Consider the following 6,605-nt stretch of genomic DNA (forward strand, 5'->3'; position numbering starts at 1 on the left):
GGCTCTGTGAATTACCGCACATTACAGCATTTTTCCGCCCGCCTGGCTGCGGGATCGCTTCAGCCGGAAGGACTTAGCACAGTCTGGTGAATTCTCCCCAAAACTCCGCGCCCGAAACGGGGTGTCCGGCAGCCAGCCCCGGGGAGGGCCCATCCTTTCGCATCGGCGTCCCACGACCGGCGACCGCATCGTGCTACCGGCTCCGGGAACCAACCGGGGGTTGGTGCCCTGTGGTTCCATGGATACCAAAAGGAAAGGCTTGCCGCCTAGTTTTCGGCCTGAGTTCAATGATTGGCAAGATAATCGGCTCGGCGCCGCGAGGGGCATTGTCTCCGGGAGCGTCCCGGGCGCTGAAGGCCAGTTTGTATTTCGATTTGAATTGGAGCCTTGACGGCTCACAGGATGAGTCAGGTTCTTTTGGTGATGAGTACGAAACCGGCCCGCCACACCGAGAGCCTGCTCGACGAGCTCGAAACCACGCTGGCGCATGGGACGGTCGCGCGGCGGGTCGAGACATTGCGGCGCGTGACCGATCTCTTCGTCCACAACGGGCTGGATTTTTCCCAGGAACAGATCGTGCTGTTCGATGACGTCTTCCAATGTCTCGTCGAGCATATCGAGGTCTCGGCCAAAGCCCTGCTGGCCCAGCGGCTGGCGCCGATCGACACGGCGCCGCCCCAAACCATGCGCAGGCTCGCCAGCGATGATGCCATCGAAGTCGCCGGTCCCGTGCTGTCCAAATCCGAACGGCTTCCCGACGATTTGCTGATCGAGACTGCCCGAACCAAGAGCCAGGCGCATCTTTTGGCGATCTCGCTTCGGCGCGTGCTGAGCCGGGCGGTCACCGACGTGCTGCTGTTGCGGGGCAATGAGGAGGTGGTCCGCAGCACCGCCGCCAATCCGGGTGCGGAGTTCTCGGATGGCGGTTTTGATCACCTCGCCGACCGGGCCGCGCAGGACGCGGAGCTCGCGGCCGGCCTCGCGCTGCGACCGGACCTGCCGCGCCATCTTTATCTGAAGCTGGTGACCAAGGCCTCGGAGACCGTTCGGCAGCGGCTTGAGGCTGCCCACCCCGACAAGGCCAACCAGATTTCCTACGCGGTGCAAGCCGGCGCGCGGCGGGCCCGTTCAGCCCCCGTCGCACAGACCAGCCAGACCGAAATCGCCCATGCCCTGGTCCGCTCGCTGCACCAGGACGGCCGGCTCGACGGCCAGCTGATCGAGCAGTTCGCCGAACACCAGAAGTTCGACGAGGCCAATGCCGCCGTCGCGGCGCTGGCCAACGTGTCGGTGGACGTGGCCGAGACGATCATGATCGAGGGGCATGCAGAAGGTGTGATGATTCTGGGCAAGGTCGCGGGCCTGCCATGGTCCACGGTCAAGCTGCTCATCAACATGCGCGATACACTCAACGGCAGCACACCGCTCGATCTGTCCGCCTCCAAGGCGACCTATGAGAGGCTGCGCCCCTCGACCGCGCAGCAGGTGCTGCGCTTTCATCGCGTGCAGCAGCTCAGCGCGCCGCCGCCTGAACGCTCATCTCAATAGCGCAGCACTCTCGCGCCGATCAGCGCCCCTAGCCCGGCGACGCCGGCGACCGCGATCGTGTACCAGGTCGCCACGAACAGGGGCGAGTCGTCGGTACAATGGGCGGCATAAAGCGTCGCGGCAAATCCCGCCGAGAGCAGGCCCGCGATCGCCCCCGCCAGCGCAGGGCGGCTCGGCGCGCCATGGCGCAGGCCGAGCATGGCAGCCGCCAGCAGCGGCAACGACAGTATCGGAATTGCGCTCATGCAAAGCATCGAATTGTGACCGACCAGCCGCGCCAGCATCGGCAGCCGCTGCGGCAGCATCATCTCACTCATGATGGCACCGGCCAGCACGAGGACGGGCGCGAGCAACAGCCAGACCCAGCCGTGCAGCGAGGCCTCGGGCCGGGACAGATGCAGGCTGATCACCGTGGCGGGAATTGCGAGCGCCAGGGTCACCACGAATTTCAGGTCGAAGAACGGATTGCGCATCGCAACCATGATGTCCGGCCGGATGCCGAGCCCAAGCAGCAGCATCGCGGTGGAGAGCGGCGTCGCCGCAAGCAGCGCCAGTGCGAGCATGATGCCCACTGGGAGGGAACGCTGCCCATTGTCGACGGCCAAGGTCCGGATCAGCTGATCGGTTTCCATCGTCATTGTTCCCGTAGCTTGGCGGTGAGGCTGGTCAACGCCCGGTGCAGCGCCACCCGGACGGCGCCCTCGGTCATCGAAAATCTTGCGGCGGTCTGCTTGATCGAGCTGGCCTCGACGGCAATCGACTGCAACACCTCGCGCTGGCGCTGCGGCAAGGTCTTCAGCTGCGTCTCGACCTCGCTGGCCGAGACGGTCGGTGCCGGCGGCTCATCGGCCAGGGTCTCGGCAAAATCATCGACATTGACGAAGATCCGCCGCCCCCTGCGACGCAGTGTATCGATCAGCTTGTTGCGCGCGATCGCAAACAGCCACGGCGCGAACGGAGCGTTCACGTCCCAGGTATGTCGCTTCAAATGCACCGCCAGCAAAATCTCTTGCACGATGTCCTCGGACTGATCGGCGGGCTGCCCGGCCCGCGCCAAACCGCGCCGCGCGGCGGCCCGCAACACCGGCGTGACGGCTTTCAGCAGACGATGATAGGCCTCGTCGTCGCCGGCGATGGCCTGCCGCATCAAGCCGGTCCACTCGTCGTCACGTCCGCGCACGCGCGCACCTACAACAGCCATTCGGCCGAACTTTCAATTTGTTACACCGGCCGCTGCAAAAATCACAAAGGCGTGACGGTAATCCCTTCATGACCAATCCCAGCAAGCTCGCTCCGTTCGGCTCTTAGCATCGAATTGGCGCCGGGGCAGCTGGCGCCCGCCTCCGAAATCCACGCACCGCCACACTCTTTTTCGCAGAGTTTGGAAACTCTTGGGGAAACTCTGGGGCAATCGTTCCAGCGCCGACTTGGTCTCAAGTTGCTGGAGAGATTGGGGCCACGGCCCAGGTCCGGAACTTTGGCTTCGCGGAGCAAAGCCGCAGGGATGCCCAGCTTTCGCCTCGGCGCGGCGAGAAGATTCCCCTTTTCCGCCCCGTTCTCGACACGCATCAGGGTCTCACTTCCGCCGGGCTGGCGGGACGGGGAGAAGGCGAATGACGATCCAAGCCGGTGGTGCACGTTCAGCGTCGATTCTGGTAGCCGCGTTCGTCCTGAGCGTCATCGGCTCGGCTCCGTCGCGCGCGACGGAGTGGGGCGTGGTCGGCGCCGCGCCAATGACCACCTCGGACAGCACCGCGGCCGCAACGCCAGCCGACGGCAACAACGCGCCCGTCCTGCCCCAGGCCGAAATACAGGCCGCTCCTACGGCTCAATCGACCGATGCTGCCGCAATGACCGCCGACAATGCCACCACCGCGGCGGTTCCGGCTGAGGATGCGCCGGCCGCAACGGTGGCCGCAAACAGCGACGACAGCTCAGGCTGGGACAAGGCGTCCATCATCGGCAAGATCTTCATCGCGTGCGGCACCCTGCTGACCCTGGGCTCGGCCGCCCGCATGTTCATGATCTGAGGCCCCGCGGCGCCTGTACGGCAGGCGCTGTTCGTCGCGACCTCCCACTTGATGCGCATGGCGGCAGGGGGCAAATTGCGCCCCTGAAAGCTTTGCGGGGTGGGACCATGAGCGTATTCGAGCACATCATCGTCGAAGGCAAGGGCGCGGTCGGGGTGATCACCCTCAACCGCCCGAAGCTGCTCAATGCCCTGTCGTTCGGCGTGTTCCGGGAAATCGCCGCGGCAGTCGAGGACCTCGAAGCCGACGATGCGATCGGCTGCATCGTGATCACCGGCAGCGACAAGGCGTTTGCGGCCGGAGCCGACATCAAGGAGATGCAGCCGAAGAGCTTCATCGGGATGTTTTCCGAGGATTTCACCGCGATCGGCGGCGATCGCGTCGCCAAATGCCGCAAGCCGACGATCGCGGCCGTGGCGGGTTATGCCCTGGGCGGCGGCTGCGAACTCGCGATGATGTGCGACTTCATCATCGCCGCCGATACGGCCAAGTTCGGCCAGCCGGAAATCACGCTGGGCACCATCCCGGGCATTGGCGGCACCCAGCGGCTGACGCGCGCGATCGGCAAGGCCAAGGCGATGGACCTGTGCCTGACCGGGCGAATGATGGACGCCCAGGAGGCCGAGCGCAGCGGCCTGGTCAGCCGCGTGGTGCCGGCCGACAAGCTTATGGAAGAGGTGATGGCGGCCGCGGACAAAATCGCCTCGATGTCGCGCCCGGCTGCCGCCATGGCCAAGGAAGCCGTCAATCGCGCGCTCGAGACCACGCTGGCGGAAGGCTTGAATGTCGAGCGCAACCTCTTCCACGCGACCTTCGCGCTGGAGGACCGCGCCGAGGGGATGGCCGCCTTCATCGAGAAGCGCAAGCCGGTGAACAAGAACAAATAGCCGTGCTCGCTATGCATCCTCGCCCGATTCTTGGCGCGTTTTCTGGCGTAGCTGCGCACCTCGATTGATTACGACTCCCTGACCTCCGCACCTGACACAATCGCGCCGCTATGACGCAGCGGCGCGACAATTGGTCTGTGGCGCCATCGCAACAAGAAGACACGGAAATACCTGGGGTTTTTCACACCCACGCTTTGCCTGTGGCTATGCTGCGGCCTAAACATGTAAACAGGCGGAACAATAAACGGGGATGCGGCGGAGTCCGGATGGTGAGGCGAGCCAAAGAACTTGGCGGCGGCCGGGGACATGTATTTTGCGGAGGCCTGTCTTTCGCAATGATTGCATGGCTCGCCGGCGCGGCAACGCCGGCGAGCGCTGAGGATCTCGCGGCCGCGCTGGCGAAAGCCTATCAGACCAGCCCCCAGCTCAACGCCGAGCGGGCGCGCCAGCGCGCCACCGACGAAAATGTGCCGCAGGCACTGTCCGGCTATCGGCCGCAGCTCATCGCGAGTCTCAGCGCCGGCCTGCAGGCCGTGCGCGACCTTTTGCCCGGCAACATCGTGCAATCGGCCAGTCTGAAGCCATGGCAGATCGGCGTGACCGTGACGCAGACGCTGTTCAACGGCAACAAGACCGCCAACAGCGTCCGCGTCGCGGAGCTGCAGGTGCAGTCCGGCCGCGAGGCGCTGCGCAATGTCGGACAGGGCGTGCTGCTCGATGCGGTGACGGCCTACACCAATGTGCTGGCGAATCAGTCGCTGGTCGAAGCGCAGCGCTCCAACGTCGCCTTCCTGCGCGAGACGCAGGCGGTGACGCAGCGGCGCCTCAATGCCGGCGATGTGACGCCGACCGACGCTTCGCAGGCCGAGGCGCGGCTGCAGCGCGGGCTGTCTGACCTCAACAGTGCCGAGGTCAATCTCGCGATCAGCCAGGCCACCTATGCGCAGGTGATCGGCATGCCTCCGGGAACGTTGAAGGCCGCCGATCCGATCGATCGCCTGCTGCCGCGCAGCCGCGAGGATGCCATCGCGCTCGCCATCAAGGAAAATCCGGCCGTCACCGGGGCGGGCTTCGACGTCGACGTCGCCTCGACCTCGATCAGCGTCGCGGAGAGCAGCCTGCTGCCGACGGTCACCTTGCAGGGCAGCGCCAGCAAGAGCCGTGATTCGGACCCGACGCTCGGCACGCGCGCCACCGACCAGGCCTCGCTCGTGGCCAACGTCAACGCCCCGATCTATGACGGCGGCATGGCCGCATCTCAGACCCGGCAGGCCAAGGAGGTCGCCGCGCAAAGCCGGCTGGTGCTCGATCAGGTCCGCAATCAGGCGCGCACCGCTGCGGTCAGCGCCTGGGTGGCCAATGAAGGTGCCAAGATCGCCGTCAGCGCCTCGGAAGCCGAGGTGCGCGCAGCCACCGTCGCGCTGCAGGGCGTCTCCCGCGAGGCGCAAGGCGGCCAGCGCACCACCGTCGATGTGCTGAACTCGCAGGCCGATCTGATCCAGGCCAAGGCGCGGCTGATCGGCGCCCAGCGCGATCGCGTGATCGCCTCCTACACGCTGCTCAGCGCGGCCGGCCGGCTCGATGTCAAGAATCTCAACCTGAACACGCCGGACTACCTGCCGGAAGTGCACTACCATCAGGTGCGCGACGCCTGGCACGGCCTGCGGACCCCTTCCGGGCAGTAAGCAGCCCTCCGGAGCCGACCATGAAAAGCCGCCGTATCCATCTGCTGGGCGCGTCGGGCTCGGGCGTGACCACGCTCGGCCGGGCGCTGGCCGACCGCCTGGCGCTGCCGCAGCACGACAGCGATGATTATTTCTGGCTGCCGACCGTGCCGCCCTACCAGACACAGCGCACGCGGGCGGACCGCCTGCGGCTGATGACCGAGATGTTTCTGCCGCGCGCCGACTGGCTGCTGAGCGGATCGGTGGTCGGCTGGGGCGACGATCTGATCCCGTATTTCGATCTCGTCGTGTTCGTGCAGACTGCGCGCGATGTCCGCCTGCAGCGGCTGCGCGCGCGCGAGGCCGCGCATTTCGGCCGCGACGCCGTCGCGCCGGGCGGCTGGCGCCACGACGAAACCGAGTCCTTCGTCGAATGGGCGTCGCACTATGAGGACGGCACGCGCGAGGGCCGCAGC

General features: G+C 66.0%; 7 protein-coding genes. 5 read left to right on the top strand and 2 right to left on the bottom strand.

The annotated features are described in order from the left end of the window. Window positions 1-423: 423 nt before the first annotated feature. The gene (locus tag BRAS3843_RS24150; protein WP_035982600.1) at window positions 424-1,548 is read left to right on the top strand and encodes a DUF2336 domain-containing protein; all 1,125 of its coding nucleotides are present in this window, start codon (window positions 424-426) and stop codon (window positions 1,546-1,548) included. Here BRAS3843_RS24150 and BRAS3843_RS24155 read toward each other — a convergent pair. After that, complete coding sequence (locus tag BRAS3843_RS24155) at window positions 1,542-2,180, bottom strand: DUF1109 domain-containing protein (protein WP_008971703.1); 639 nt, start codon at window positions 2,178-2,180, stop codon at window positions 1,542-1,544. The genes BRAS3843_RS24150 and BRAS3843_RS24155 overlap by 7 nt on opposite strands. Window positions 2,181-2,182: 2 nt before the next feature. Next, window positions 2,183-2,749, bottom strand: coding sequence for a sigma-70 family RNA polymerase sigma factor (locus BRAS3843_RS24160; protein WP_085967008.1), 567 nt, complete (start codon window positions 2,747-2,749; stop codon window positions 2,183-2,185). A 412-nt stretch (window positions 2,750-3,161) separates the two neighbouring features. Here BRAS3843_RS24160 and BRAS3843_RS24165 point away from each other — a divergent pair, with 412 nt between their 5' ends. The 4 genes from BRAS3843_RS24165 to BRAS3843_RS41675 form a co-directional block, all read left to right on the top strand. Beyond that, window positions 3,162-3,578, top strand: a complete 417-nt coding sequence (locus BRAS3843_RS24165; RefSeq protein WP_008971706.1) for a hypothetical protein — start codon at window positions 3,162-3,164, stop codon at window positions 3,576-3,578. 107 nt (window positions 3,579-3,685) lie between these two features. After that, window positions 3,686-4,465: an enoyl-CoA hydratase gene (locus tag BRAS3843_RS24170; protein WP_008971707.1), complete on the top strand. Its 780-nt coding sequence runs from the start codon at window positions 3,686-3,688 to the stop codon at window positions 4,463-4,465. A gap of 335 nt (window positions 4,466-4,800) precedes the next feature. After that, the gene (locus tag BRAS3843_RS24175; RefSeq protein ID WP_050886509.1) at window positions 4,801-6,150 is read left to right on the top strand and encodes a TolC family outer membrane protein; all 1,350 of its coding nucleotides are present in this window, start codon (window positions 4,801-4,803) and stop codon (window positions 6,148-6,150) included. A 20-nt stretch (window positions 6,151-6,170) separates the two neighbouring features. Then, on the top strand, window positions 6,171-6,605 hold a 435-nt coding region (locus BRAS3843_RS41675; RefSeq protein WP_035982592.1), incomplete at its 3' end, for a hypothetical protein.

Source organism: Bradyrhizobium sp. STM 3843 (assembly GCF_000239815.1).
GTDB lineage: Bacteria > Pseudomonadota > Alphaproteobacteria > Rhizobiales > Xanthobacteraceae > Bradyrhizobium.